The organism is Polycladospora coralii, from assembly GCF_014773435.2.
Lineage (GTDB): Bacteria > Bacillota > Bacilli > Thermoactinomycetales > Thermoactinomycetaceae > Polycladospora > Polycladospora coralii.
In genome coordinates this window covers 81,824-108,237 of record NZ_JACXAG020000001.1, presented here as the reverse complement: position 1 = coordinate 108,237, position 26,414 = coordinate 81,824, and the positions used below count along the sequence as shown (strand labels likewise).

28 protein-coding genes are annotated in these 26,414 nt (G+C 39.1%); 21 read left to right on the top strand and 7 right to left on the bottom strand.

Annotation, left to right across the window (positions count from 1 at the left end; translation table 11 throughout):
* The first annotated feature begins 115 nt into the window (after nt 1–115).
* On the top strand, nt 116–1,210 hold the full coding sequence (locus tag IC619_RS00595) for a DUF418 domain-containing protein (protein WP_191138172.1): 1,095 nt from the start codon (nt 116–118) through the stop codon (nt 1,208–1,210).
* 32 nt (nt 1,211–1,242) lie between these two features.
* Here the strand turns inward: IC619_RS00595 and IC619_RS00590 are convergent, their stop codons facing one another.
* Together IC619_RS00590 and IC619_RS00585 are read right to left on the bottom strand one after the other, a co-directional pair.
* Complete coding sequence (locus IC619_RS00590; RefSeq protein WP_191138171.1) at nt 1,243–2,697, bottom strand: SulP family inorganic anion transporter; 1,455 nt, start codon at nt 2,695–2,697, stop codon at nt 1,243–1,245.
* A gap of 208 nt (nt 2,698–2,905) precedes the next feature.
* Nucleotides 2,906–3,085 (bottom strand): DUF896 domain-containing protein, encoded by a 180-nt coding sequence (locus IC619_RS00585; RefSeq protein WP_191138170.1) that lies wholly within the window; start codon nt 3,083–3,085, stop codon nt 2,906–2,908.
* 79 nt (nt 3,086–3,164) lie between these two features.
* On the opposite strand from IC619_RS00585, the gene IC619_RS00580 reads away from it, so the two are divergent.
* From IC619_RS00580 to IC619_RS00535, 12 genes are all read left to right on the top strand, one after another.
* The gene (locus IC619_RS00580) at nt 3,165–3,842 is read left to right on the top strand and encodes a YneB family resolvase-like protein (protein WP_191138197.1); all 678 of its coding nucleotides are present in this window, start codon (nt 3,165–3,167) and stop codon (nt 3,840–3,842) included.
* Nucleotides 3,820–4,890, top strand: a complete 1,071-nt coding sequence (locus tag IC619_RS00575; protein WP_191138169.1) for a M42 family metallopeptidase — start codon at nt 3,820–3,822, stop codon at nt 4,888–4,890. Before IC619_RS00580 ends, IC619_RS00575 begins: the two co-directional genes overlap by 23 nt.
* Before the next feature lie 96 nt (nt 4,891–4,986).
* Nucleotides 4,987–5,838, top strand: a complete 852-nt coding sequence (locus tag IC619_RS00570; protein ID WP_191138168.1) for a glycerophosphoryl diester phosphodiesterase membrane domain-containing protein — start codon at nt 4,987–4,989, stop codon at nt 5,836–5,838.
* 93 nt (nt 5,839–5,931) lie between these two features.
* Complete coding sequence (locus IC619_RS00565) at nt 5,932–6,435, top strand: DUF4129 domain-containing protein (protein WP_191138167.1); 504 nt, start codon at nt 5,932–5,934, stop codon at nt 6,433–6,435.
* Nucleotides 6,419–7,612 (top strand): DUF4350 domain-containing protein, encoded by a 1,194-nt coding sequence (locus tag IC619_RS00560; protein ID WP_191138166.1) that lies wholly within the window; start codon nt 6,419–6,421, stop codon nt 7,610–7,612. Before IC619_RS00565 ends, IC619_RS00560 begins: the two co-directional genes overlap by 17 nt.
* Nucleotide 7,613: 1 nt before the next feature.
* Nucleotides 7,614–8,558 (top strand): AAA family ATPase, encoded by a 945-nt coding sequence (locus tag IC619_RS00555; protein WP_191138165.1) that lies wholly within the window; start codon nt 7,614–7,616, stop codon nt 8,556–8,558.
* Nucleotides 8,512–9,870, top strand: a complete 1,359-nt coding sequence (locus IC619_RS00550; protein WP_191138164.1) for a DUF58 domain-containing protein — start codon at nt 8,512–8,514, stop codon at nt 9,868–9,870. Before IC619_RS00555 ends, IC619_RS00550 begins: the two co-directional genes overlap by 47 nt.
* 66 nt (nt 9,871–9,936) lie before the next feature.
* A complete protein-coding gene (locus IC619_RS16650) occupies nt 9,937–10,155 on the top strand; it encodes a hypothetical protein (RefSeq protein WP_249669716.1) in 219 nt (72 codons plus the stop codon).
* Nucleotides 10,058–10,381 carry an EamA family transporter gene (locus tag IC619_RS16645; RefSeq protein ID WP_249669657.1) on the top strand — a complete coding sequence of 108 codons (324 nt, stop codon included), beginning with the start codon at nt 10,058–10,060 and terminating at the stop codon, nt 10,379–10,381. The genes IC619_RS16650 and IC619_RS16645 overlap by 98 nt, the downstream gene beginning before the upstream one ends.
* A 5-nt stretch (nt 10,382–10,386) precedes the next feature.
* Nucleotides 10,387–10,725, top strand: coding sequence for a DMT family transporter (locus IC619_RS16640; RefSeq protein ID WP_249669656.1), 339 nt, complete (start codon nt 10,387–10,389; stop codon nt 10,723–10,725).
* 65 nt (nt 10,726–10,790) lie between these two features.
* Nucleotides 10,791–11,345, top strand: coding sequence for a flavodoxin family protein (locus tag IC619_RS00540; protein ID WP_191138163.1), 555 nt, complete (start codon nt 10,791–10,793; stop codon nt 11,343–11,345).
* A complete protein-coding gene (locus tag IC619_RS00535; RefSeq protein ID WP_249669654.1) occupies nt 11,342–11,974 on the top strand; it encodes a fumarylacetoacetate hydrolase family protein in 633 nt (210 codons plus the stop codon). Before IC619_RS00540 ends, IC619_RS00535 begins: the two co-directional genes overlap by 4 nt.
* 62 nt (nt 11,975–12,036) lie before the next feature.
* Here IC619_RS00535 and IC619_RS00530 read toward each other — a convergent pair whose 3' ends face one another.
* On the bottom strand, nt 12,037–13,005 hold the full coding sequence (locus IC619_RS00530) for a stage II sporulation protein M (RefSeq protein ID WP_191138161.1): 969 nt from the start codon (nt 13,003–13,005) through the stop codon (nt 12,037–12,039).
* A 57-nt stretch (nt 13,006–13,062) separates the two neighbouring features.
* Here IC619_RS00530 and IC619_RS00525 point away from each other — a divergent pair, with 57 nt between their 5' ends.
* The 8 genes from IC619_RS00525 to IC619_RS00490 all read left to right on the top strand — a co-directional run bounded on the left by IC619_RS00525 (nt 13,063) and on the right by IC619_RS00490 (nt 19,925).
* On the top strand, nt 13,063–13,890 hold the full coding sequence (locus tag IC619_RS00525) for an RDD family protein (RefSeq protein WP_191138160.1): 828 nt from the start codon (nt 13,063–13,065) through the stop codon (nt 13,888–13,890).
* Nucleotides 13,891–13,982: 92 nt separating this feature from the next.
* The gene (locus tag IC619_RS00520; RefSeq protein ID WP_191138159.1) at nt 13,983–14,942 is read left to right on the top strand and encodes a GAF domain-containing protein; all 960 of its coding nucleotides are present in this window, start codon (nt 13,983–13,985) and stop codon (nt 14,940–14,942) included.
* Nucleotides 14,929–15,102 carry a hypothetical protein gene (locus IC619_RS00515; RefSeq protein WP_191138158.1) on the top strand — a complete coding sequence of 58 codons (174 nt, stop codon included), beginning with the start codon at nt 14,929–14,931 and terminating at the stop codon, nt 15,100–15,102. Before IC619_RS00520 ends, IC619_RS00515 begins: the two co-directional genes overlap by 14 nt.
* 422 nt (nt 15,103–15,524) lie before the next feature.
* Entirely contained in the window at nt 15,525–16,427 is a 903-nt protein-coding gene (trhO, locus tag IC619_RS00510; RefSeq protein WP_191138157.1) for an oxygen-dependent tRNA uridine(34) hydroxylase TrhO, read from the top strand.
* Between the two features lie 114 nt (nt 16,428–16,541).
* Nucleotides 16,542–17,318: a beta-propeller fold lactonase family protein gene (locus IC619_RS00505; RefSeq protein WP_191138156.1), complete on the top strand. Its 777-nt coding sequence runs from the start codon at nt 16,542–16,544 to the stop codon at nt 17,316–17,318.
* 54 nt (nt 17,319–17,372) lie between these two features.
* Nucleotides 17,373–18,461, top strand: coding sequence for a tyrosine-type recombinase/integrase (locus IC619_RS00500; RefSeq protein WP_191138155.1), 1,089 nt, complete (start codon nt 17,373–17,375; stop codon nt 18,459–18,461).
* A gap of 113 nt (nt 18,462–18,574) precedes the next feature.
* Entirely contained in the window at nt 18,575–19,195 is a 621-nt protein-coding gene (gene lexA, locus IC619_RS00495) for a transcriptional repressor LexA (RefSeq protein WP_191138154.1), read from the top strand.
* Nucleotides 19,196–19,259: 64 nt separating this feature from the next.
* Nucleotides 19,260–19,925 carry an oxidoreductase gene (locus IC619_RS00490; RefSeq protein ID WP_191138153.1) on the top strand — a complete coding sequence of 222 codons (666 nt, stop codon included), beginning with the start codon at nt 19,260–19,262 and terminating at the stop codon, nt 19,923–19,925.
* Nucleotides 19,926–19,971: 46 nt separating this feature from the next.
* Here IC619_RS00490 and IC619_RS00485 read toward each other — a convergent pair whose 3' ends face one another.
* The 4 genes from IC619_RS00485 to IC619_RS00470 all read right to left on the bottom strand — a co-directional run bounded on the left by IC619_RS00485 (nt 19,972) and on the right by IC619_RS00470 (nt 26,404).
* Entirely contained in the window at nt 19,972–23,040 is a 3,069-nt protein-coding gene (locus tag IC619_RS00485) for an efflux RND transporter permease subunit (RefSeq protein ID WP_191138152.1), read from the bottom strand.
* A gap of 87 nt (nt 23,041–23,127) precedes the next feature.
* Nucleotides 23,128–24,477 carry a sensor histidine kinase gene (locus IC619_RS00480; protein ID WP_191138151.1) on the bottom strand — a complete coding sequence of 450 codons (1,350 nt, stop codon included), beginning with the start codon at nt 24,475–24,477 and terminating at the stop codon, nt 23,128–23,130.
* The gene (locus tag IC619_RS00475; protein WP_191138150.1) at nt 24,474–25,148 is read right to left on the bottom strand and encodes a response regulator transcription factor; all 675 of its coding nucleotides are present in this window, start codon (nt 25,146–25,148) and stop codon (nt 24,474–24,476) included. The genes IC619_RS00480 and IC619_RS00475 overlap by 4 nt, the downstream gene beginning before the upstream one ends.
* Nucleotides 25,149–25,213: 65 nt before the next feature.
* Nucleotides 25,214–26,404, bottom strand: coding sequence for a pyridoxal phosphate-dependent aminotransferase (locus IC619_RS00470; protein ID WP_191138149.1), 1,191 nt, complete (start codon nt 26,402–26,404; stop codon nt 25,214–25,216).
* Nucleotides 26,405–26,414 lie beyond the last annotated feature (10 nt).

Genomic DNA, 26,414 nt, shown 5'->3' with positions numbered 1-26,414 from the left:
TGTAGATTGAAAAGTACTACGTTACAATTTACTTGCCAGGTGTTCATTACGGGATGGTAATAAATATAGCGATACTGGAGGTGTTTTTAACCCCGTTGTGATAGGGGGGGTACAAATGCATAATCAAATGAATCGTATTTACGGATTTGACACGGCACGAGCTGTAGCGATCTTGGGTATGGTGATTGTGAACTATAAAATTGCATTAAACGCAACAGAAGAAGGGGATGCGTGGTTGGTGTACTTCACCACTCTTTTGGAGGGGAGAGCATCCGCTGTGTTTGTCATCTTGGCAGGAATAGGCATAACGCTTATGACTAGAAAAGTGCGCTTGTCCCAAGATGATGTTTTGTTAAAATCAGCGCGTATCCAAATTTGGAAACGATCTCTTTTTCTGTTGGGGTTGGGTATGCTTCTCTTACTATGTGGATGGCGTGCAGATATTCTCCATTACTATGCCTTCTATTTAGTGGTGGGCTCTTTTTTTATAGAGAAATCAAGTCGGGTACTTGTATGGACTTTATGTGCAATATTAGGGATATCCCAAATATTATTACTTGTTCTAGACTATACTTGGGGCTGGGATGCTTCCTTTCAAAATTTTGAAGCTTTTTGGACAGCTACAGGTTTTATTTCCAATTTACTGTTTAATGGTTATCACCCTATTTTTCCGTGGGTTTGCTTTTTGCTACTGGGGATGTGGTTAGGACGTGTTGATTTGAAGGACACCCTAATTAGGAAGAAACTGGCTATCGGGGCGCTAATTGGTTTTGTACTGGTAGAATTTTGTTCCGCTCTGCTGATTTATTTTTCATCCCCAGTTATTGGCTTGGAAATTGCACAATACTTATTTCAAACGAAACCAATGCCACCTAATCTATTTTATATGTTATCCAGTTCTTGTACGGCTATCTTAACGATATTGGGTTGCATTTATTTATCGGAAAGAAGTACCTTTCAAAACTGGTTATCTCCGTGGGTGTATACAGGGCAGTTGGCACTAACGCATTATGTGGGGCATTTTTTGTTGCTGACCATTCTGTATCTCGTGGGTTATTCCGATGTGACATTATGGATAGCTGTTCTAATTTCTTTCCTGTTCTTTCTGGGCGCTATGCTTTTTTCAAGTATATGGAGACGATTTTACAAACGTGGTCCAATCGAATTTATGATGCGCAAAATGAGTAGCGTGATAGACAAAGAGCAATGATTCAAGGAGAATCATTGCTCTTTGTCATAATGTTAGTGTCCGGAAGGTGTCGATAGTCCAATGCGTTCAATCAAGCCTTCACTTTCATGGTTTAATCCTTGAATATGAACTTTCTTATCAAGTAGGTGATATTTATTCACTACTTTGGAGATCGCAATTACAGCTGATTGATCCCAGACATGTGCATGACTAAAATCGATTGTAATTTCATCTGGATCTTCGTCGAACTGAAATAGATCGACAAAGTGCATCATGGTTCCGAAGAAGAGTTGTCCCGATACTCGGTAAACTTTCTGATTCTCATGCATCGTCGTTTTAACTTTGAGTTTAGCGATTTTCCAACCAAATATCACCGCGCTCATGATCACGCCTGCAATTACACCTTTAGATAGGTCATGTGTGATCACGACAATCGCGACCGTTACGATCATGACAAGAGCATCTCCGCGTGGAATCTTATGCAAAGCTTTAAGAGATCCCCAATCGAAGGTGCTGATGGAAACCATAATCATCACACCTACAAGCGCGGCCATGGGAATTTGGGTAACAATGTCTCCGAGTACAAGAATGAGAAAAAGTAAGAATGCACCTGCTACGAATGAAGATAAACGGCCACGTCCACCTGACTTCACATTAATGACAGATTGGCCAATCATCGCACATCCGGCCATACCGCCGAAAAAGCCCGTTACAATATTGGCAAGACCTTGTCCTTTTACCTCACGGTTTTTATTACTCTTGGTGTCTGTTTCTTCATCTACAATGGTAGCGGTAAGGAGTGATTCTAATATCCCTACTAATGCCAGCGCAAAAGAATAAGGTAGGATAATCAATAAGCTATCTTTTGTAAGCGGCATCTCCGGCAAGTGGAAGATCGGTAAGGATTGTGTAATAGCTCCCATATCTCCTACGGTACGGATGTCTAGCCCCAGTATAATCGTAATAATGGTGATGGTTACGATGGCGACCAATGCTGATGGTACGATTTTCGTTAATCGAGGGAGTAAGTAGATGATCGCGAGTGTAGCCGCAACCATTGCATACATGACCCAAGAAGCCTCTTTAAAATGTACTAACTGAGCTAAGAAAATTAAGATGGCTAATGCATTTACAAAACCTGTAATCACGGAATGGGGAATAAAGGTAATGAAACGTCCAACCTTAAGCAATCCTAAGAAATATTGAATGATTCCGGTTAATACGGTAGCTGCAAACAAATATTCGATTCCGTGATCTCGTACCAAAGTAACCATCAGAAGTGCCATAGCACCCGTTGCTGCGGAAATCATACCGGGACGACCACCAACAAATGCTGTAATCACAGCAATACAGAAGGAAGCATATAGCCCGACCATTGGGTTTACACCTGCAATGATAGAAAATGCTATGGCCTCTGGAATCAGTGCCAGCGCGACAGTCATTCCCGCTAAAACATCGCCTCTAATATTGCCAAACCATTGCTCTTTATAAAGTTGTACACTCGTCATATTGAAGCATCGCCTCTTTTCTATTTTATTAAAACGTTCACTAACGCACAGATTTTATTAGTATAGCATGTGAAAACACTTACAATAAATATAAAAGAGTATTTGTACAATTGGGGGATTCATTGTGAAAAAAAACAAGTCCACGTAGGCGGACTTGTTTGTCGTAATCATAGGAGTTCGTTATAATAAGGAAGGTGTTTAGCCGAGTCTAATCCTCTTGATTCTCAAAGCGGACCCGGGAAAGTTGATCTTTCACTTGGCCACGTATCGCTTTTAAATATTTTTGGCGTAGTTGTTGTTGTTCTTTTTTCTCACTCTCGTCTAATCCAATGCTTTTTTGCTTATGAGCTAGTTCATTAATTCTTGTAATTAGTTCTTTGGTAATCATGTCTTTCTCACTCCTTCCATAACCACTTTACTCAATTTACTCAGAACCTGCAAGGTGAAGGGAGAGAACTACATAGATGATAAAAGCGGTCCTCTATATTCGCGTAAGTACGCAAAAGGAAGCGCAGGAGACTAGTTTGTCACGTCAAGAAAGTATGTTAAGAGAGTGGGCGGAAGCGCTTCGATTTACGGTTGTCGATGTGATTTCAGAGCAGCAGAGTGGATATCATTTAGATCGCAAAGGGCTTCATGACATCTTGCAATATTTTCGGAGTAAGCAGGCAGATGTTCTCTTAGTCCAAGATGATACACGCCTAGGACGAGGTGAAGCCAAGCTGGCTATAATCCATCAACTTTACAAATTACAGTGCCAAATCTATAGCTTTCAGAATCAAGGTGAATTGGAACTAGATGCTGGAGAATCTACCGTGTTACATATCATTGCGAAAGTAGAAGAGCTGCAACGCAAGATGATGAATCAAAAAATAAGCTGGGGGATGAAACGAGCCATTCAGGAAAAAGGTTATCGCCCAGCGAAAAATCTCAAAAATCAAGGGTTAGGTGGAAGAGAAAAAAAACAGGTGCCTATTGAACAAATTATTGCGCTCAAAGAGAAAAAGCTCACATTTGCTGAGATTGCAGCTACATTAAATGGATTTGGCTATGATGTTTCACGAGCGACTGTACATAGGCGATACCAGGAATGGAAAAAGGAACAATTAGAGGAGGTTCATCATGACGGATTGGAAAATGTTTGAAGAGTTAACCCAAGCACCTGGAGCTCCAGGCTATGAACATCATGTACGGGAATTGATGCGTCATTATCTGACGCCATATGCAGATGAAGTGATTCAAGATCGGTTGGGCGGCCTATTTGCTGTACGAAAAGGGATTGATGTTAAAGGTCCTAAAGTGTTGGTAGCTGGACACATGGATGAAGTTTCTTTTATGGTGACTAAAATTACAGCAGAAGGGTTTATTCAATTTCAAACCTTAGGCGGATGGTGGAGTCAGGTCATGTTGGCGCAACGTGTAGATATCTTGACGCGTTCCGGCAAAATGATTGCCGGCGTGATCGGTTCCATCCCTCCACATTTATTGAGTATGGAAAGACGGAAAAAAGCATTTGAGATCGATCAAATGTTTATTGATGTGGGTGCCAACGGGAAAGAGCAAGTAGAGGAATGGGGGATTCAACCCGGTGACTTCATTATTCCGCATAGTCCTTTCACAGAACTTGAGGGGGGACATCGTTTAATGAGTAAAGCATGGGATAATCGTTTTGGTTGTGGGCTCGCTATCGAGCTGTTAAAAAGATTACCACAAGCCGAGCAACCCAATTTACTCTATAGCGGTGCTACCGTACAGGAAGAAGTAGGAACACGAGGTGCTGCAGTATCATCTAATTTAATTCAACCAGACGTTGCTTTTGCAGTTGATTCAGGACCAGCTGGAGACATTCCAGGTGTGTCAAATGGATATGGGGAAATTGGAAAAGGTGTATTAATCCGATTATATGATCGATCGATGATCACACTTCCAGGTATGCGCGATTTTCTCCTTGATATTGCTGAATCTGAAGGGATTCCCTATCAATTTTTCGTCTCGCCAGGTGGTACAGATGCAGGGAGATTTCATATTTCAGGTGAGGGAGTTCCTACTGCTGCCATTGGCATTTGTGCGCGCTATATCCATTCACATGCGTCGATTGTAGATAAAGAAGATATAGAAGCTTCTATTGCCTTTATTGTTGCGCTTACCAAACATTTGAATCAGTCAACTTATGAATCCTTATTAGCCAGGTAAACGAATCTGATAGAAGTGAGTAACAATACTCACTTCTATCAGATTCAAATCGTGTATAATAATCTTAGAAAAATATATAAAGTAAGGGGTGGATTTTTGCGTTATCTCCATTTTACTGAGTTGATCGATGGCACTTTCCGCTTGCTTCGACTGCATTTTAAAAAATTGTACTTGCTATCCTTCTGCTTTAGTCTGCCTTTTCTTGCGCTTGAAGTATGGTGGATAATCTACCAAACGGAAAGTCTACGTTCGGGTGAAAATAGCGACACTTTTTTCTACTATCTTGGCGGAAGCATCCAATATTTCTTTGTTTTATTTCTGCTCTATCCCATACTACAATACGCTTCCTTACAAATGCTTAATCAGGAAGAACTGCGTGGTACGAGCACCATTAAAAAAACAATGCTGCATAGTTTCAGAGCGATATTTGCCCATCTCCCATTTATACTTATTCTTACCGCTATTAGTGGGGTGATCATTAGCTCAATATGGCTACTTACACCTCATACTCAAGTCGACATAGCGGGAATCGTTTTTTTGTGTGAGCTACTTATTGCACTTTTGGCTTCCTATTTTTTTATCCGCTTTGCGCTTACAATTCCTGTGTTTATGATGGAACGGCGTACACTTCGTTTTGCAATAAAGAAGAGTTGGACTTTAAGTAGAGGAAAAGTGTGGCAAACTTTTGGTGCATTATTTTTTCTTGGCATGTTTAAGTCTCTTATCGCGATGCTGAGTATGAGTTTTTTAGATTGGGCTTTATGGGATCTTGCGTATTTAAGTCTCTTATGGTATACGATTGGGAGTCTCATAACCATTGGAATTGGTCCAATTTTATTCTTATTCACACCCCTATATATCGCGCTATTCTATCAAAACCAACTTATTCTGACGGAAGCGACCGATATTAAAGAACAGATTAGACGCTTAACGCCAGATCGGAGGTGACACGTTATTCAATCAGATATCGAAACTGCTCGTGACCAACTTGCGGAAATATTATCACAATCTGAATTTGGTCGTACATTAGATGAGCATCCATTGCCACATACAAATGAGCGTGAAAGTGGTTTTTTAGAGTCACTCGATTTGAGTGAGGTAGGGACAATCATGTGGAGCATCCTTGGCATTTTGATCATCGCGTTTTTGGTATGGCTGGTTACGAGATGGTGGTTCACACGACAGGAATGGAAAGATACCTCCGATAAGCAAGTACACCGCGATACAGACTGGCGAGCACAAGCCCTTACATATGTAAAGGAAGGGAAATATAACCTAGGTGTTATGGCATGGTTTAAGTGGAGTCTCACTTTTCTGGCAAATGAACAGAAACTGAACTTAAAATCAAATAAAACGAATGGTGATTATCGGAAAGAGTTAAAGAACAGTTGGCCAGAAAAATCAACCTCTTTCTCAGCTATCACAGCACAATTTGAGCGTGTGAAATATGGAGAGTCTCCCGTAAATGAGCAAGAGTATGCTGCTTATTCACATCATTTGGATGCGTTGACAGAGAAGGAGGGTCCGGATGAAACAGGTCGTTAAAATGACAATCATCATTTGTGTCCTCTTTATTATGGGAGTTGCATGGGTATTTTGGCTCCAAAAGTCTCCAAATTTACCGTTTTCATCGCAAAACCCGGATGAAAACGGAGTCAAAGCTTTGTATCTCTTTTATCAAAAAAGAGGGGAAAAGGTACAAACGTGGGAAGAAAAGTACAGTGATCTCCCTAAAGGAACTGGCTCTACACTGTATATTGCTCATCCTACAAAATCACTGCCAGATGAGTCCGAAATCCAGAAGCTTAATGCCTGGATGAAGCGTGGAAATCAAGTGGTCTTAATCAGTTTGGGACATTCGGAGTGGACCAAGGCTTTTCAATTTACGACCCAAGTTTGTTCAGATGAAGAAAAAGTAAAAGCAATAGCTACCGATCGAAGCCAAAAATGGTTAGCAGATATGTATACTTTAGAGTGGCCACATCAAGAATGTGTAGCTAATCTTGGTGATTCAGATCGCATCATTGCGCTTAATGCCCAGGACGAGCCCTTGATCGTGAAGCGTGATGTAGGGGATGGGCGAATCCTATACGTACCAGAGCCTTATTTTATACAAAACGAAGCATTAGATCATGTAGATCACATTGCTTTCTTTTTATGGGTGGTTACGGACTGGAATCGTACGATCTACTTTGATGAAACTATCCATTCCTTTTTTGGAGAGTTGGCGGAAAGGGATGAAAATTACGCTTCAGATGGAAATGGAGAAGATTTAACATCAGAAAATAACGCGATTCAAACCCCGAGTTGGCTAAGCTTCATTCTTTTCTTAGATGCGCAAGTTTGGTTTGTTATCATACAGGCATGTATTCTAATCATCCTTTGGTTTTATGCGAAAGGGAAACGATTTAGTCGTCCTCGCTATGAGAAGGTAAAATTGTCACGAGATGCGATGGAGTATGTAGAAGGTTTAGCACATCGTTATCAAAAGTCGAATTTAAGAAATGATATTGTACGAACGGCTTTCAATCAACTTAATGAGCAGTTAAATGGACTTGATTCTGAAGGGATAAGAGAAAAGTACGGATCATCTGATTATGATACTTATCAAAAGTTATCGAGCAAAGTAAATGAAATTTCTAAGTTCACGAAACCGATTTCACAGTCCGAAATGCTAGCTATATTACAAACGATTGATCGCTTGCGGAAGGAGCACGCTTAAAATGGAATTTGAATCAATATCAATTAAATCACAACAAGTTGTAGAAGTATTACAAAGATCGATTGTCGGTCAGAAAGAGCAACTTAAATTTTTATGGATCGGTCTGTTGACTGGCGGTCATATCTTACTAGAAGGGGTGCCAGGACTTGGTAAAACCCTAATGGTTCGAACGCTGGCTAAAGTCGTAGATTGTAAATCGAACAGGATTCAATTTACTCCTGACTTAATGCCTTCTGATGTAATTGGAACAAAGGTTTATGATATGCATTCTGGGCACTTCTCATTTCGTAAAGGCCCGATCTTTTCACATGTTTTAATTGCAGATGAGATCAATCGTACGCCACCCAAAACCCAGTCAGCCTTGCTAGAAGCAATGGAAGAAGGACAAATTTCGATTGATGGGGAAACGCACATTTTAGAAAAGCCATTTTTTGTAGTGGCTACGCAAAATCCAATCGAGTACGAAGGGACATATTCTTTGCCAGAAGCCCAGCTCGACCGATTTGCAATGAAGCTTTTAATTGATTATCCACTTGAAGAAGAAGAGTTATTTCTGTATGCTACTCATGAGTTAGGGGTAAGTCGTGAAACGATGGTTCAAGCATTAATCGATCCAGAAGAACTATTGGAGATGCGCGGATGCATAAATCAAGTAACGATTGAGAAGTCTGTTGTTCAATATGTGATGCAAATTATTCGTCAAACGAGAGAGCATACTCAAGTTAGTTTGGGTGCAAGCCCACGTGCTGGCGTTACATTATTGACACTTGCTAAAGCGCACGCAGCGATATCGGGTCGTAGCTTTGTTACACCGGATGATATTAAAGAAGTCGTGAAGCCGGCATTACGTCATCGTTTATTCCTCCATCCCGATAGTGAATTGGAGGGGTGGAATCCGGATGATGTTGTGGAAGAAGTTATTCAAAAAACTGAAGTCCCAAGATAAGAGACTTATCCCATCTGATCGTTTATTAGCTATTTTAGGCATAGCAGTCTTACTTTTCGTTTGTGCCCAGTTCTGGGGGTTAGGACTTTTTGTATTTATACTGGTAAACGGTGTACTTTTAGGCATCATACTACTCGATGTTTTTACTTTAAGTCAGTTCCCCTCAGTAAGTGCTTTACGCAAAAAAGATATGCTTTTTGAGATTGACCAATGGAATCGTGTTGAAGTTGTTTTGTCGTCATCAGCTCCATTGAACACGTTTATGTGGATCGAAGATGACTATCCTGATGGTTTTAGCGTAAGCCAACGTCAATTTACGCTAACTTGGCAAGGTGAAACAGAGCAATCCTTTAGTTATCAAGCTAAGCCCCATCGGAGGGGGAGACATTTTTTTCATGATGTGCACATTCGCATGGAAAGTAGGTGGAAGTTACTGGTCATACAAGAACGTTTACGATGTGAAGATGAAGCGAAGGTATATCCTTCACTTGAAGTTACCCGTCGTGTGCGTAAAGGTATGCCACTCTTTCACTCGAATGAAGGCAGATCCATTAAGCGTATCGTTCCGAGCGGAAGCGAATTTTCCCACATTCGTGAATACCAACCGGATGATGATCCGCGAAATATTAACTGGCAGAGTACAGCGCGTATTGGGAAATTAGTGAGTAATGTATATCAACCATTAATGGGACAAAGTGTGATCATTTTACTGGATTGTGGTCGTATGATGGGGATACAAAATGAAGGACGTACCCAGCTTGATCAAACCTTAGAGGCGGCGCTCGGCTTTGCATCTGTAGCCCTTAAGAGAGGCGATCAAGTTAGTTTATTAGCATTTGCAGATGATATCATTTGTTGGCTACCACCTGGAAAAGGGATCAATTATATCCAAAAAATGATAGAAGCGACATTTGATATTAAGCCATCTTATGCAGAGTCCAATTATGTACACGCTTGGCAATATGTACGGGCTCAATATCAACATAAGGTACTTATTACGTTATTTACGGATATGGTCAACATCTCTTTTTCAGATCAATTAGCAGAGATGTTAAATATGACCGTCAAAAAACACCACTTATTATTAGTGTCGATGCAAGATTCGAAGTTGGGGGAAATTGAAAACCAAATGCCAGAAACGTTAGAAATCGCACTCAAGCAACATGTTGCTCGTTCCTTAAAGAATGAGAGGAAGCAAGCGCTTCATAGATGGAGAGGACGTCATGTTCATCACGTGGATGTTCCGCCTCAGCGTATGGCTAGTGCCGCTATTCAATCTTATTTAGAAATCAGAAGGAAACAAACCATATAATCGAGTCAAGTAAGGATAAGTGTTTATCCTTACTTGATCAGATGATTTCAGCGGGAGGACATCAATTTGAAACATCCCAAGCTCATAATTTTTAATTTTGCAATTGCTATGACTATTTTTGGAACGACTGGTATTGTAGCACAAGCTACAGGAATAAATGCGATAACTCGTATTTATTCGTTGTGTTTTGGCTTCCGTTTTTATAGGTGTTTTTTGGATTTTATCGGGACAATACAGACAGGAAAATTGGACAAAAACAGAGATGAAATTCTTAAGTGGTTGTAGCTTGGCTCTAGTCTTAAATTGGCTTTTTTTGTTTCGATCTTTTGAATCACTCCCTATTTCTATTACGGTATCGATTTACTATCTAGCGCCAGTGATTGTCTTATTGTTAGAGAGCTTTATTTTTAGAGAGCGTTTAACCACAATCTATTACGGTAAATCACCTATTATCTGTAGGAAGCACTATTTTATGCACTTCTTACGCTTATCGGAAGCTCCTATGCTGTAACTTTTATGCAGTTAGTAGTAGGAACTTTTCTACTTTTACCGTGGGTTGAATTTCATACATTTTCAAATCTGACAGTAAGCAATTGGATCGCCATTTTCGTCCTCGGAGTTGTACATACGGGTATTGTTTATTTACTATTTTTTGGTAGTATTCGCTATTTATCTGTTAAAGTTACAGCTATACTTGTCTTTCTTGATCCAGCTGTTGCGATTTTGTTAGATATATTGTGGGTTGGGTTTCGACCTTCTTTTATGCAAATCGTTGGCACGCTATCGATATTTATAGGTGTGGCAACTACACTGCTGGTAAATCAGAATCAGGTGAAGGTTGACAAAGCCACTTAATCTATTTGCTTATGTTAAACTATATGTAGAATTATATGATTTGATAAGAAAAGAGGGTACAATCGATGAAAATTGTTACATTATTGGGCAGTTCACGTGATGAAGGGAACTCTGAGGCGTTGGCACAACATGTATGTGCGGGACTCGATGTGGAATGGATTAAATTAAGAGATTTACATATTAAACCGGTAGTAGACCAAAGACATGACGAATCTGGATTTACTCCTGTTATAGATGATTATGATAGAACGATACAAACCGTGATGGAGGCGGATCTGATCATTTTTGCTACTCCTCTTTACTGGTATGGAATGAGTGGCATACTTAAGAATTTTATCGATCGATGGTCACAGTCATTGCGTGATAGTCGCTATGATTTTCGTGCTAACATGTTAAATAAGCCCTGCTATGTTCTCATTACAGGTGGAGATGCTGTCCACTTAACAGGTTTGCCACTTGTACAACAATTTAATTACATTTTTGATTTCATGTCGATGGATATGAAAGGTTATATATTAGGGAAGAGTGGCAAGCCTGGCGATATTATAAATGATAAAAATGCATGGATGCAAGCAAGCGCTTTAAACACACACTTAAAAGAGAAGGGACAGTTAAATTGAATCTAGCATCTATTCGAAATGTCTACTGTGTTGGTCGTAATTATGCATTACATGCGGCTGAATTAGGTAATCAAAAACCGTCTAATCCAATGTTTTTCTCTAAGCCTACACATTCTTTAGTGAAAGCAGATGGGCGCACCCTGTCTTTGCCGGGTGATCGTGGCCTTATTCATTATGAAACGGAATTTGTGATCCATTTAGCCCGTCCATATGTAGAAGAGTTGCCAATTGAACAGATTGTAGATTCCTTTGCAATTGGTATTGACTTAACGCTACGCGATGAGCAAGAGCAATTAAAATCAAAAGGTTATCCATGGTTGGTAGCAAAAGGATTTCGAAATGCAGCGGTGCTTTCGACGTTTTTTCCTTTTGATTCTATTGATGCATGTAGAGATAAGGAGTTTTCCTTACACAAGAATGGTGTACAGGTACAAGTTGGTTGCATAAGGGATATGATTTTTGATCTTAGAACGCTGTTGCGATCTTGTTCTCAGCAATTGGGTTTAGATGCTGGGGATATCATCTATACAGGAACACCGAGTGGTGTAGGAGAAATTGTAGATGGAGACCAGTTACATTTATTTTGGGACCAGAAGAACATAGGAGATGTAAGAATCACTTTATCATAGTTCATAAAAAACGACTCTATATTAGGATGAGAGTCGTTTTTTAGTGAAGCTTTTTTAATGTGCTAAGCACGCTTAACACCATATTTAAAAAATGGCCGACCAAGGTAAATTACTAGAATAACGCCAGTTATCAAAGCCGCGAAATACTTACTCCAATGTGGTAGGGGGAGAGGGGTGAAGAATCCTTCAATTAGCGCTGCTACAATAAATAAAGGGATGACACCTAGCATCATTTTTATCGAGATGATGCCTTCTTGAATGATGGCATGTTTTCGAGTTAGCTCTCCAGGGACCAACATTTTATATCCTAAAGATAGACCGGCAGCTCCAGCAATAAAAATTGCGGTTAGTTCCAATACACCATGTGGCCAAATATATGCCCAAAACTGATAGGCGCTATCTGCTTGGTGGTAAAGTGATGCGAGTGAACCAAGGAGCATGCCATTCATGAAGAGGTACCAAGTCGTTAAAGAACCGAAGAGTACCCCTCCCGCAAAACACATAAATGCAACAATGATATTATTTGTCATGATTTCACTTGAAACAATGGCGTAATTCCATTGTTCTTTTGTTTCGTCAAAGTTCCCTTCATGAATCATGCTTTCTGGAAAAAACAAAGTAGCAAAATTCTTGTCGATGTATGTTAAAGTAAAGGCTAATAAGGTGCCGAATAAAAACAAAGCAAGGGCCACAAGGAAGAATGAAGAGCGGCGATATACCAGTTCGGGAAATCGATGAAAGAAGAATTGATATAGCTTGCGAGAATATCTCTTTTTAGTCGGGCTGTATAAGAGGTTATGCGCTCGGATAACTAACTGATTTAAATAGTGATTCATTTCATGATCTTTATAGTAGGTTTGTGCAAAAGCTAGATGTGATGAAACTTGCCTATATGTATGACCAAATTCATTGAGTTCATCGTGATCTAATGATGAAAAGTTAGCTATTAAGTATTCTAATCTTGTCCACATTTTTTGATTATCTTGTATAAAACGATTATGTTTTGTTTTAGTAGGCTGTGATATCCCCATATTTCTGCACCTCCGGTTTTAGTGTATCATGAAGTAAGGAAAGAGAGGATAAGATTATTGAAAAATATCATTGATATTCAGACACCAGAATTTGTGCGTGTCCCTTTTGAAACAGCTGGCATAGGAGTGCGAGGCATCGCGAAGATTATCGACTGGTTGTTAATCGCGGTTGCCTACATTCCAATGGGCATGATCGTGTATGTTTTTTATGGTATTTCTACGTCTTACGAGACCTCGAGCGAACCAACAAATGCTTATTCGTATTTTACGGCGTTATTCATTATTCTTCTAACCGTAATACCCATTCTCTACTTTACGCTATTTGAATACGGGATGAAAGGACAAACGTTTGGCAAAAAAATAGTAAAGATCCGTGTCTTACAAGATGATGGACGAAATCCAAAATTGATTTCCATCTTTTTGCGTAATGTATTACAACTCGTTGACATATTGCCTAGTTTTTATCTACTAGGTACCTTATCGATATTTATAAATAAGGAAGAGAAAAGATTGGGAGATCTCGTGGCAGGTACAATTGTCATACAAGAGCGGAAAGAAGAGCAGCGCGAAATACACTTTCAATACGCAACGCTCGCTTTATCCAAGAAAGAAATAGAGATTTTAGAAAAACTAGAGCAAACTTCTGCCGAACAGTATTTAGTGTTGGAATCTTTCTTACTACGAAGAAATCATTTAGATGTATATCATCGAGCAGAAATAAGTAGAAATTTTATCCAATTATGGTGGCCCAATATCAAAACGGAGAAAAATAAAGAAGAAGTTTTCTTAGAGAAGCAGTACCTTTTTTTAAGGCAACAATTTTATCCTGCCAAGTATCCCATAATTTTTCCTTCGGCACAACAAATCAACGTTTCATCATCATGAAATTTCATGCATAATATAAGATAGATGAGCATAGTTTTTAAATACTATGCTTTTTTTATTGATCGATTTTATCTATAGAAGGGAGTTTGCGGATGGAGGAATTTCTCGATTTTATCGATCTTTTAGAGAAAAGCAATAGTTGGTTTTTAGAGTATCTGGGATATCTGGTAGCTGTTTCTTTAGCTGTTTTGATTGCTATTCATTTATACCGTTTTTATAAAGGAGAAAATGATTGGCTAGGTAATCCGCTTGGTGATCAACAGCAGGGAGGTAATCCGACGGCGGAGATCGAACTGCTTCGTAAAGAATATCTTGATTTAGAAAAAAAGTTTTCGCAACTAGAAACTGAAAATTGGAGTATTAAAGAAAATTTACAAATGCAATCTGATGTGATTTTGCAGAAGAAAAAACAACTCCAAGAACTCGGTAGTAAATATCATACTTTAAAGGAACTATACAAAGCACTAGATAAGAAGTATGAAGACGAAACGTACACGATTTCACAAATTATGTATACTGCGGATGAAATGGCAATCGCTATTCAAGATGAAAAAGCATTTATTGAAAATCGTATTGACATTTATCGGAATTTACTTGATTATCTGACGAATACACTTAAAGATTTCCGAGATAAAAATCCCAGGGTAATTGTATACGTGAAGACGAAACATCAGGATGACAAATTGATTTATTTAGCTCATTCAAGCGGGCATTCTCATCAAGTAAAGGAATATTCTCCACCAATCGAAGGAAGTGCAGTAGGAATCGCTTGGAGAAATGGCGAAGTGAACTATATTCCGAACATGATGGAATGTAATTGCGAATATGATAAACAAGAGGCACTAGACGAAAATTACAAAAGTTTATTGTGTGTGCCGCTAAAAGCGGGGATACACACACCCAGAAAAATAGGAGTGTTGTCCCTGGCTGGAACTTTGCAAGATTCTTTCGATAAAACAGAGATAGAACGTGTGTTGTTATTTAGCAGTTTATTGTTTCCACTTGTTTATATTGATCTAAAAAGAGAGGGGTTATTAGATGGATTCGAATGAAAAGTTGCCAGCTGATAAAAGAAGAGAATTGAATCGGCAATATCGTGAAGGTGAGATTAGCAAAAAACAATTAATGGAAAAAATGAAAAATGGCTGGTTTGATCGTGAACGATTAAGCTTGAGGGAGAAATTTGATAAGCTAGACAAAAAACAAACCTAATGCTAGGTTTGTTTTTTTTGGATTTGTTCTAATATCTCATTTCTATAGTTAACTTTATCTGTTGAGATTTCGAGATGGAAATCTCATGTACACTCGTGTTTTCCAACCTCCTTCTTAATAAGGTTACAAAACAAACATTTTGTAACCTTATTAAGAAGGGGGTTGGAAGTAAATGTTAATTTTAGCGTTTTCCCACTTAGAAACCCCCTTCATATTTCCGTTTTAAGACATCTTAAATTCAAAATGAATGTCATTACACTCAACCTAACCTGAAATTGATTAAAGAGCTTTATAGGACCCTTTATAGCTATTTCACCTTTTGCTCGAACAAACATTCCTATCTTCTTAATTTTCTTTTGAGTTCTTGCTTTATTCTTGGTATAATAGCGGGTAGAACTTTTACAGCTAAGAAGGTGAAACGTGTGAACACGCAAGATCAACCTTATCAAATTCTGCTCTACTATAAATACACCCCTATCGAAGAACCTGAACAGTTTGCTGATCAACATTATGACTTCTGTGAAGAATTAGGACTAAAAGGTCGCGTACTCATTTCAAAAGAAGGGATTAATGGCACCCTATCAGGGCCTATTGCACAAACTGAAAAGTACATGGCGTTTATGCAAAGTCACCCTCTCTTCCATGATATGGTGTTTAAAATTGATCCACATGATGGACACGCATTTCCAAAGCTAAAAGTGCGTGCACGCGATGAGATTGTAACTTGGAGAATCGATCGTGAGGCTAACCCCTACGAAAAAACAGGAAAACACCTTTCACCTAAGGAGTTTTATGAACACTTGCAGCGTGAAGATGTGATCGTAATTGATGGTCGCAATGACTATGAATATGATATTGGTCATTTCCGTGGTGCCATTCGCCCCGATGTTGAAACAACACGTGATTTCCCAGAGTGGATTCGTCAAAACTTTGGTGATCAAAAAGATAAGAAGTTTATTACCTATTGCACAGGTGGTATTCGTTGTGAAAAACTAACAGCGTTTATGATTGAAGAAGGATTTGAAGATGTTGCACAGTTAGATGGTGGAATTGTCTCTTACGGAAAAGATCCAGAAGTCCGCGGGAAATTATTTGACGGTAAATGCTATGTTTTTGACGAGCGCATTTCTGTTCCTATAAATCAGGAAGAAGATAAAGTGGTTGGCAAGTGTCATCATTGTGGAAAACCTGAAGATCGTTACATTAACTGTGCATATTGCACATGTAACCATCAGCATATTTGTTGTACAGAATGTGAAGAAGAACATCAATCCTATTGCTCTCCAGCATGCAAAGAAAAACATGTGCACCAACTCACTCGATAACACCCATACAAAAGACACCCCTTGATAAATAGGGGTGTCTTTTGTGTTGATAAATGAATAAGGATAATATGCGGATAGAAAGCATATTTTAGAATAAATGGACTGTTTGTATATGTGTTGAACAATGCTGATGATTTTGTATCAGTCATTGATCGGAAACGAAATCTAGTAGTCGCAACGGTTGCGGTTGGAAAAAATCCATCAAGAATTGCTATAACGCCGAATGGACAGTTTGCATATATTGGAAATACAGACACACAAGATTTATCAGTGATTGATCTTAAGCAGAGTATCGTAGTTGCTACGATTACAGTTGGAAATGAAATGAGTACCATTGCGATAACGCCGGATGGGCAATTTGCTTATGTCGTGAACAATGAAGATGATCGGATATTAGTGATTGACCTTAAGCAGAATATCGTAGTTGCTACGATTACAGTTGGAAGTGAACCCTTTGACATTGTAATCACACCGGATGGGCAATTTGCTTATGTCGTAAATGATGGTGATGATAGAGTATTCGTAATTGATGTCAAAACACAATTAGTTATTGCTGTCGTTAAAGTTGGAGGCAATCCACTTGCGCTTGCGATAACGCCTGACGGGCAATTTGCTTACGTTTTAAATTCTAGCGAAGATACAGTGTCGGTTGTTGTAAATTTTAGCGGGGATACAGTGTCGGTGATTGATGTCAAAACTCACGCCGTCATTTCAACGATTAGTATTGGAGCAGATCCAATTGCGCTTGCTATAGACCCAGATGGACAATTTGTATATATTGCAAATAGAACTGATGGAACAGTGACGATTATTAATGTCAAAACACACGCCGTTATTTCGACGATTAGGGTTGGAGCAATGCCAAGCGCGCTTGCAATCACACCAAGATGATATATCTTGCATTCCATGATAAACTGTTAGAAAAGAATAACGGAGTTGAATTTGATGAAAACCTCCATCGTTTCCAGACGATTACCAGAAAATATTAATTTTATTGTAGCCCAATTCCCAGAAGATATACAAGAATTCTTTCTAGAGATGATCAGTGCAGAACGCTCGATACAGACCATAGCAAATTATGCTTATGATTTCGCTTTGTTTTTCGATTACATAAAAGAAAAAGATGTCTCTATTGAAGACGTGAATGCACGAACAATTAAGCGGTTTTTCAGACAAATTGAACATGGGTATGAACGGACTGTTCACGTCAAAATATACAAAATAAATGCTTCTACAGGACGCAAAGAACCAACATGGATCACGCGCACACATTTTAGAGAAAATTCCCAAGCTGGAAAACGCAGAAAACGCGCATCCCTTCGCTCGTTATTTCGTTATTTGGTAAAAATCCGTGTGCTTGATCGTGACCCGATGGAAGAATATGAAGATCAATCCTTAAAATCTAGATCAAAACAACGTGTACCTGTTTTTTTAACCAAAGAAGAAGCGCTTCGCTTGATTCAAAGTGTACAAACCTATCATAAAAGGAAAAATATTAAAAGTAAGAAATGGCAAGAAATGAGAGACCTAGCCATTATACTCCTTTTTTTAAATACAGGTATGCGTGTATCCGAGATGTTCCAACTCAATCAGAATAGCATTCAAAAAGATGGAGACACCTACCGAATCATTATCTTAGGAAAAGGTGGAAAGGAACGCATGTTGAAATTAAATAACACCGTCACCGCCACTTTAAATGATTATCTTCGTTTCCGCCCGGAACATTCATCGCCGAAAGAGCTAAATGCCTTATTTTTAAATAAAAATCATAGCAGACTCAGTCGTAAAGGCATTACGGCGGTGATTAAAAAATATGTACAAGAAGCCAATTTACCTCCAAAGGCTGCAAATATTTCACCACATAAATTACGTCATACACTCGCAACTTTACTTTTATCCAATGGAGAAAATTTGCGGGTTGTACAGGAAATCCTCGGTCACTCTAGTATTCAAACCACCCAGATTTATACACATGTGATCAACTCTGAAAAAGATGACGCTTTAGATCGCTTGGACGGCTTTAGTCAAATTTAAAAAAGTTAAGAACAAATATTCTACCAAATGTTTGTTCTTTTTGATTTCTTCATGTATACTTAAATTAATACTTATTGGACGCAAAAATACAAATATATAAAGGAGATGAGATCGTGTCCAAACTATCTATACGTCAACAAGCTATATTAGATTATATACAAAGAGAAGTCGAAGCCAAAGGATACCCTCCCTCCGTGAGAGAAATTGGCGAAGCAGTTGGACTAGCTTCCAGTTCTACAGTACATGGTCATCTTTCTAGATTGGAGAAGAAAGGATATATTCGTCGCGATCCTACAAAACCGCGTGCCATCGAAATTTTAGGGAAAGAGAATAAAACGAAGCCACAAGTAGAAGTTGCAATGGTTCCACTAGTAGGTAAGGTTACAGCTGGTGAACCGATTACCGCCATCGAAAATATTGAGGATCATTATCCATTACCTCGTCGTATGGTAGGTGACGAATCTCCTGCTTTCTTACTTTCAGTCCAAGGCGATAGTATGATTAATGCCGGAATTCTAAACGGTGACCACGTTGTTGTTAGACAACAATCGACTGCACATAATGGAGATATTGTCGTGGCTATGACCCCAGAAGGTGAAGCTACCGTAAAGCGCTTTTATAAAGAAAAAACACATTTCCGCTTACAACCAGAGAATGATCATCTCGAACCCATCATCTTAAAAGAAGTGAAAATTCTAGGCAAAGTGATTAGTCTAGTTCGAGAAGTCATGTAATATTAAAGTAAAAAGCCTCTTACATCGGAGGCTTTTTATCATACCACTGAAGGAGCTTACTTATATGCCTCACAAAACAGCTTTAGTTCTCGGGAGTACAGGATTGATTGGAACAGCTCTCATTAAACAATTATTGGACTGTAATCAGTTTACTACGATTCACGCACTCGCAAGAAAGGAACTAAACATGCAACATGAGAAATTAAAAGTACATCAAATAAACATGCGTGAACTAAACAGCATTCCTGAACACTTTCAAGTAGATACATTGTTTTGTTGCATTGGAACGACCATGAAGAAAGCAGGGAGCAAAGAAGCCTTTCGAGAAGTCGATTATGATATTCCACTACAGGCAGCACAAATGGCTAAAAAAGAAGGAGTTGGACAGTATTTAATCGTTTCAGCCATGGGTGCTGATCCCAACTCCTTCTTTTTCTATAATCGTGTAAAAGGTGAACTAGAGGATCAACTTCAGCTGCTCTCTCTCCCCTCCCTTCACATTTTCCGTCCGTCACTATTACTTGGAGAGCGTGATGAAGTCCGCGTAGGAGAACAAATCGGCGCTACTGTAAGTAAATTCTTAAACCCGATATTGGGCGGATCATTAAAAAAGTATCAGGCTATCGACGGTTCGGATGTTGCACGAGCCATGATTCAGGTAAGCTTGCAAGATCAACCAGGAGATCACATCTACCTCTCTGATGAAATTAAAACTTTGGCGACTTCATGAAAAGAGGGTCACAAGACAGTTTAGTCTTGTGACCCTCTTTTATCATTTAATCGTTTGCCCATTCTTCTTTTGTAATCTTTTTTCGTTTACATACCACCATGTATAAAACAGGTACAAAAACGAGCGTTAACAGCGTTGAGGTAGTAAGACCCCCAATTACTGTAATGGCTAATCCTTTGGAGATTAAACCTGATGTTGAATCTGAAACTGCAAGTGGTGTTAAAGCAAAAATGGTTGCCAAAGCTGTCATTAAAATAGGACGTAACCGTGTTGTAGAAGCTTCTACAATGGATTCAACTAACTCATTTCCTTCACGTCGATTATCTTCTACACGATCCAATAATACGACTGCATTGGTTACAACAATCCCGATCAACATCAGCATTCCGATCAAGGCGCTCATAGAGAGTGATTGTCCTGACAACATGAGTCCTGCTAGAGATCCGATCGGGACAAAAATGAGAGACGATAGGATAACAATAGGTGTACGTAAACCGCCAAAAGTAATACTTAATACAAAAAACACCAGTAGGATGGCAGCCAACATGGCATAACCCAGATCGACAAAACCTTCGTTCATCATTTCCATTCCGCCAGCATAGTCAATTTTAACATCCTTTGGTATGGATAAACCCTTAATCTTCTCTTGTAGATCTATGGTGACAGGTGAGGTGTCTCCTTCATGAATAATAGCGGAAACAATAGCAGACTTTTTGCCATCTTTATGTTTGATATTTACAGGGACATCTTTTTTCGTAATATCAACAATATCACCTAGATTTTTAATCCCTTGCGGTGTCATCACCTTCATCTCTTCAACTTGCTTTTGAGTGGTTATCTTCTGATCAAAGGCAATGGTTAAATCCCATTCGTCACCATCTAGTTGAATCGTACCTCCATCCATATTTTGAAGGCGTTCATTCAGCGGTTGCAATATCAAGAACGGGTTGATACCAAGCGACTTGCCTGTTTCATTTAACTCCAACACCCATTTGGTTTGTTTCTCTTGCATGTCATTGGTAACATTTTTTAATCTCTTATCTTTCAAGAATAAGTCTTCTATTTTAGAAGACGCTTCAAGTAGGTCCTCATTGTTTTGACCATATAAATTTACATCAATGGAATTCCCTTCAGGTGGTCCCTCTTGTTGAACTTCTTTTGCTTTAGAGCTTGCTGTTTTATAATCTGTTTGCGCAATAGAAAGGACTTCCTTTTCAATCTCTTCCATGGCATCATCAAGTGGTACTCCCTCTTGCAATTCAACAAAGAAGCGAGCGACATGTTCAGTAGAAGCCGGGCCGCTACCAGGCATCTGACTAGGATCTTCAAAGCCAATAGAAACTTGACTGTACTGAATATCCTTGTTTTTTTGCAAGGCTGCTTCAGCTTTTTTTGCAACATTGTTTGTTTCTTCTAATGTCGTTTCTTTTGGCAAGGTGATCTCTACTTCAAACTTGGTGTTAGGGCCTGCGGGTAAGAATGACTTTTCAATGAAGGGAATCATTGCGACAGAGCCTATTAACAAAATGATGGCTGATGTAAACACAATCCACTTACGCTTCATTGCACCACGTAACAGCCGCTCATAACTTCTCGTCCAACGCCCTTTTTGTTCATGTGATTTTACTTTTTTGAAGAACGTGTTTCCAAGTACGGGAATTAGCATGATCGCTACAAATAATGAAATGGTAATTGAAAAGACGACTGCTAAACTAAATGGACGAAAAAACTCGCCGATAATGCCGTTCACAAAGGCAAGTGGAAGAAATACGATTAAGGTCGCAATGGTGGATGACGCAACAGCCCCCATTACCTCTTTTGTCGCCTTGAAAACGAGCTCTTTTTGTGGGAGGTTAGGATGTTCTTGTCGCCAACGGTATATATTTTCGATGACCACGATGCTATCGTCAACAATCCTACCAACCGCGACTGCGATACCACCTAACGTCATAATATTTAAGGTATAGTCAAACTGATTGAGCAAGGCAATCGTACCAAATATCGAGACAGGCAATGAAATGATTGCAATAAGTGTTGCTCGAAAGTTACGTAGGAATATCAGTATCACAATTACGGTAAAGAGCGCTCCAAACCCACCCTCTTTTAATAAAGTCGTAATTGATTTCTCTACCTCTACACCTAAATCAATCACAGTAAATGTTTTATAATCTTTATCTTCACTCGCTGCATTTACAACTTCTTTGACCTGATTGACAACATCCACCGTGTTCGCATCTTGTCCTTTGCGCACTTCGAGAATGACACTATCTTGGCCGTTATAGCGACTGATTTGAGGTCGTGTTTTCTCCATCTCTACTTTAGCAATATCCGAGAGCTTAACCGCTTTGGGGGTACCTGGCTGAGATACCGGGTTACCTGGCGCGGATAGTGGAATATCGATCTCTTTCAGCTTTTGTATATCTGCTAGATTCCCTTTGATTTGAAGGGGGACACTTTCATTCTTCTGCTCTAATACGCCGATCGGATATTTGTAATCGGCTTGTTGAATCGTTTCTTTAATCGTTTTTAATGAAATACCTAAGGAAGAGCTTTTCTCTTCATCAACCGTTACATTGATTGTGGATACTTCCGTACCGGAAATTTTCACATTAGATACACCATCAACGCGCTCTATTTCCGGGATTAATTCACTTTCTATGTAAGTTTGCATGTTGGTTAGATCACCAGAGGAAAATGCAACTTGATAAACGGGAATATCAGCAAATGAAAAGGTGCTTACTTCAGGCTCTACCTCATCAGGCAAATCAACCTGACTCACTGCACTCTCTAAATCAATCTTAGCTTGATCAATATCTTGACCAAAAGGATAGAGAACGGTAAAGAATGTGATATTTTCACTAGAAGTACTACTTACAGTATCGACTTCTTTTAGGTTTAAAACAACGTCTTCCAGTTTAGAGGTAACCTTCTCTTCCACTTCTTCCGTCGAAGCATTCGGATAAACCGCTTTAACTGTGAGAAGTGGGAATGAAACATCTGGAAATGTTTCGATTTGAATATCTTTTGTAGCGATGATGCCGCTTCCTAATACCATTAACGTCAGAATTAGAATAGAAATCGTGTTTTTTAAGCTGAACTTAGTTAGAAAATTCATCGTTCTTCTCCTTTTAATATGATATATCCGTACTATAGTAAGTAGATATGAACTCAATATGAACGATTGTTGAATGGCTTATGAACATTAGTCGTCTCGCTCACTCTTGGGTAGATCAACTACAAACGTTGTACCTTCATCTTTCTTGCTCATTACCTCAATTGAACCTTTGTGTAGATGAACAATCTTTTGCGTTATGGCTAATCCCAATCCACTTCCATCACGCCCTTTTACATAAAAATGGTCAATTTTGTAAAAACGATCAAACAAAAAGGGAAGGTGCTTTTCTTCTATTCCAATTCCACTATCTGAGATACATACTTGAATACGCGAGCTAGATTCCTTCACAGTGATATGAATCTGTCCCGCATCAGGTGTATATTTAATCGCATTTGTAATCAAGTTTACCCAAACCTGCTCTAGTTTTTCAGAATCGGCAAAAACATGTGCACTTCGACCTGTAAAAGCAAGGGTTTGTTTTTTTTGTTGCCACTGGGGTTCTAATGCGACAATTACTCTTCGTAATTGCTCATCAACATCATACCAAGAGGGGCAAAATGAGGGTTTATCTACATCAAGTGTAGCTAGATGAAGTAAGTCTTTACTTAATTTTGATAAACGCTTACTTTCGCTTTCAATAATAGATAAAACACGTCTTTGTTCCGCAGGATCAGTAATAATTCCAGATTTAAGCGCTTGAGTAAAGCCGTGAATAGACGTTAATGGGGATTGAATTTCATGAGAAACATTGGCGACAAATTGTTGGCGCAAATGATCGAGTTGACCTAGTTCATGGGCCATCCGATTAAAACTAACGGTTAAGTCCCCTAATTCATCTCGTCGATTCGTCTCCAATAAAATACGAAAGTCTCCCCTAGCCAGTTTCTTGGTCGCCGATGTTAAGGCTTGAATCGGTTTTATTAAATAGCGAGTGGTGATAAAAAAAAGAATACTACCCACGACTAAAATCATAAATAAGACAACGAACAGACGCATATGGAAATCCTTCATATATATGCGGTAATCGGGACTAATAAATAATGCATATCGCACACCCTTTGCTTGAAAAGGGACACCTAGTATATATTGATTTGAAATATATTCCCCTTTGTACTCATCACCACGTAAAACAGACTGTACAACCGCATCTGAAATGCGCCATTCAGTCGAGTTGGACTGGGCGATTTTCTCATTCTCTTGATATAACATAGCATGGAAATTTAAATCGTCTAAATTACGAATGTAAGTCTGTACATTTTCATTAGGATGTGCTTGATACAGATGAATAACCGTTTGACTTGCCTCTCGGAGTTGTTCATCTACTCGGTTTAGTGCATGTGTTTCAAAAAGCGCACTCGATACAAAAAAAGCAAATACGAGACTGATTAAAACGGCCCCAAGAAACGATGAAACAACTTGTAAATATAAGCTTTTCATGTGGACATTACCTCGAGGCGGTAACCTAACCCTCTAACTGTTCGAATTTTAATATGGGTCATCACTTTGATTTTCTCTCGTATTCGCTTGATGTGAACATCCACAGTTCGTTCATCTCCGTTATAATCCATCCCCCATATCGATTCAATCAATTGTCGACGTGTGTAGATTTGGTTTGGTGTGCTTGCTAATTTGAAAAGTAAATCAAACTCTTTTAAGGGCATTGTGATGCTTTCATTATTTACTCGTATTTCCTTCGTACTCGTATCCATGGTTAATTTTCCAATGATCAATTGACTTGAGGCATATATTTGATATCTTCTTAATAAAGCCTTAATACGCATAACTAATTCGATTGGTTCAAACGGTTTTACAACATAGTCATCTGTACCAGATTGAAATGCCTTCACTTTATCACAAGCTTCACTCTTAGCAGAGACCATCACGACAGGGATCTCATAAAATTTACGTATTTCATGACAAAGATCAATTCCGTTGATTTCGGGCAACATAATATCAATAATCGCAAGATCAATCGATGATGATTCCATTAAGGCGAGCGCTTGTGACCCATTCCTTGCTTGTAACACTTCATAACCTGCATTTTCCATATATAACGTAATCAACTTTAGGATATGTTCATCGTCATCGACAACTAAGATACGAACCATAGCTTCTCTCCTCTTATCAAAAAAGCTGACTTCATTATGGCGAAGTCAGCGGCAATGTGGAAGTGTTAAGCTCCATATGCTTTAACGAATCGTTCGATACGATCTAAGCTTTTCTCCAATTGATCCATGGAGGTTGCATAGGAGATACGCATATGATCATGAGATCCGAAAGCACTACCTGGGACAACTGCAACCAACTCTTTTTCTAGTAAGGCCTCAGCCCACTCATCGGTAGATTGAATCCCTTTTGTTTTAGCGATCGCTTCGCGAATATTTACAAAAGCGTAAAATGCGCCAGCTGGTGTTTGGCAAGAAAAACCAGGGATTTGATTCAGTCTGTTTACCACATAATCTCTTCTTTCTTTAAATGCCACTTTCATTTTCTCTACGGGTTCATGGGTTCCATTTAAGGCTTCAATGGCTGCATACTGAGCGATTGAAGTGGGATTTGATGTGCTATGGCTTGCTAGATCTGTCATCGCTTTAATAATTGATGCAGGCCCTGCTGCAAATCCAATTCGCCAACCTGTCATCGAATATGTCTTGGACACACCATTAATAATAAGAGTTTGCTTGTAATAATCTTCTCCTAAGCTCGCAATGCTAATATGTTTTACACCATCATCGTAAAGGAGATGTTCATAAATTTCATCAGAAAGGATTGGAATATCGTGTTGGATACAAATTTGTCCGATTTCCCTTAATTCCTCTTCATAGTAGATCATACCGGTCGGGTTTGACGGACTATTAAGTAGAAATGCTTTCGTTTTACTGGTGATGGCATTTTGTAGTTGTTCAGCAGTAATCTTAAATTGATTCTGCTCATAGCCTTCCACAACAACTGGAACACCACCAGCAAGTTTCACTTGTTCTATGTAACTTACCCAATAAGGAGACGGAATGATCACCTCGTCACCCTCATCTAAAATTACTTGAAAAGCATTATAGAGTGCGTGCTTAGCACCTACTGTAATGGTAACTTGGTTTGCCTCATAAGCTAAGCCATTATCTCGCTGTAATTTTTGGATCACAGCGTCTTTCAATTCAGGAATGCCTCCAGAAGGCGTGTATTTTGTATGCCCTTTTTTCATGGCAGTGATTGCCGCATCCAAGATATGTTCTGGGGTATTGAAATCGGGCTCTCCTACGCCAAGCCCAATCACATCGTGCCCCGCGCTTTTTAACGCTTTTGCCTTTGCAGAAATAGCCAAAGTTGGGGATGGTGAAAGCATTTCTACACGCTTAGAAAGTTGCATGATCTTTTCT

Bases quoted from the DNA above. Each gene is read 5' to 3' on its own strand.
- IC619_RS00515 (WP_191138158.1), top strand. From the start codon at position 14,929: ATGGATTCGAATGAAAAGTTGCCAGCTGATAAAAGAAGAGAATTGAAT.
- IC619_RS00550 (WP_191138164.1), top strand. From the start codon at position 8,512: ATGATGTTGTGGAAGAAGTTATTCAAAAAACTGAAGTCCCAAGATAAG.
- IC619_RS00475 (WP_191138150.1), bottom strand. From the start codon at position 25,148: ATGGTTCGTATCTTAGTTGTCGATGACGATGAACATATCCTAAAGTTG.
- IC619_RS00575 (WP_191138169.1), top strand. From the start codon at position 3,820: ATGACGGATTGGAAAATGTTTGAAGAGTTAACCCAAGCACCTGGAGCT.
- IC619_RS00485 (WP_191138152.1), bottom strand. From the start codon at position 23,040: ATGAATTTTCTAACTAAGTTCAGCTTAAAAAACACGATTTCTATTCTA.
- IC619_RS16640 (WP_249669656.1), top strand. From the start codon at position 10,387: ATGCAGTTAGTAGTAGGAACTTTTCTACTTTTACCGTGGGTTGAATTT.
- IC619_RS00480 (WP_191138151.1), bottom strand. From the start codon at position 24,477: ATGAAAAGCTTATATTTACAAGTTGTTTCATCGTTTCTTGGGGCCGTT.
- IC619_RS00595 (WP_191138172.1), top strand. From the start codon at position 116: ATGCATAATCAAATGAATCGTATTTACGGATTTGACACGGCACGAGCT.
- IC619_RS00560 (WP_191138166.1), top strand. From the start codon at position 6,419: ATGAAACAGGTCGTTAAAATGACAATCATCATTTGTGTCCTCTTTATT.
- IC619_RS00500 (WP_191138155.1), top strand. From the start codon at position 17,373: ATGAAAACCTCCATCGTTTCCAGACGATTACCAGAAAATATTAATTTT.
- IC619_RS00520 (WP_191138159.1), top strand. From the start codon at position 13,983: ATGGAGGAATTTCTCGATTTTATCGATCTTTTAGAGAAAAGCAATAGT.
- IC619_RS00540 (WP_191138163.1), top strand. From the start codon at position 10,791: ATGAAAATTGTTACATTATTGGGCAGTTCACGTGATGAAGGGAACTCT.
- IC619_RS00585 (WP_191138170.1), bottom strand. From the start codon at position 3,085: ATGATTACCAAAGAACTAATTACAAGAATTAATGAACTAGCTCATAAG.
- IC619_RS00530 (WP_191138161.1), bottom strand. From the start codon at position 13,005: ATGGGGATATCACAGCCTACTAAAACAAAACATAATCGTTTTATACAA.
- IC619_RS00555 (WP_191138165.1), top strand. From the start codon at position 7,614: ATGGAATTTGAATCAATATCAATTAAATCACAACAAGTTGTAGAAGTA.
- IC619_RS00590 (WP_191138171.1), bottom strand. From the start codon at position 2,697: ATGACGAGTGTACAACTTTATAAAGAGCAATGGTTTGGCAATATTAGA.
- IC619_RS00470 (WP_191138149.1), bottom strand. From the start codon at position 26,404: ATGCAACTTTCTAAGCGTGTAGAAATGCTTTCACCATCCCCAACTTTG.
- IC619_RS00490 (WP_191138153.1), top strand. From the start codon at position 19,260: ATGCCTCACAAAACAGCTTTAGTTCTCGGGAGTACAGGATTGATTGGA.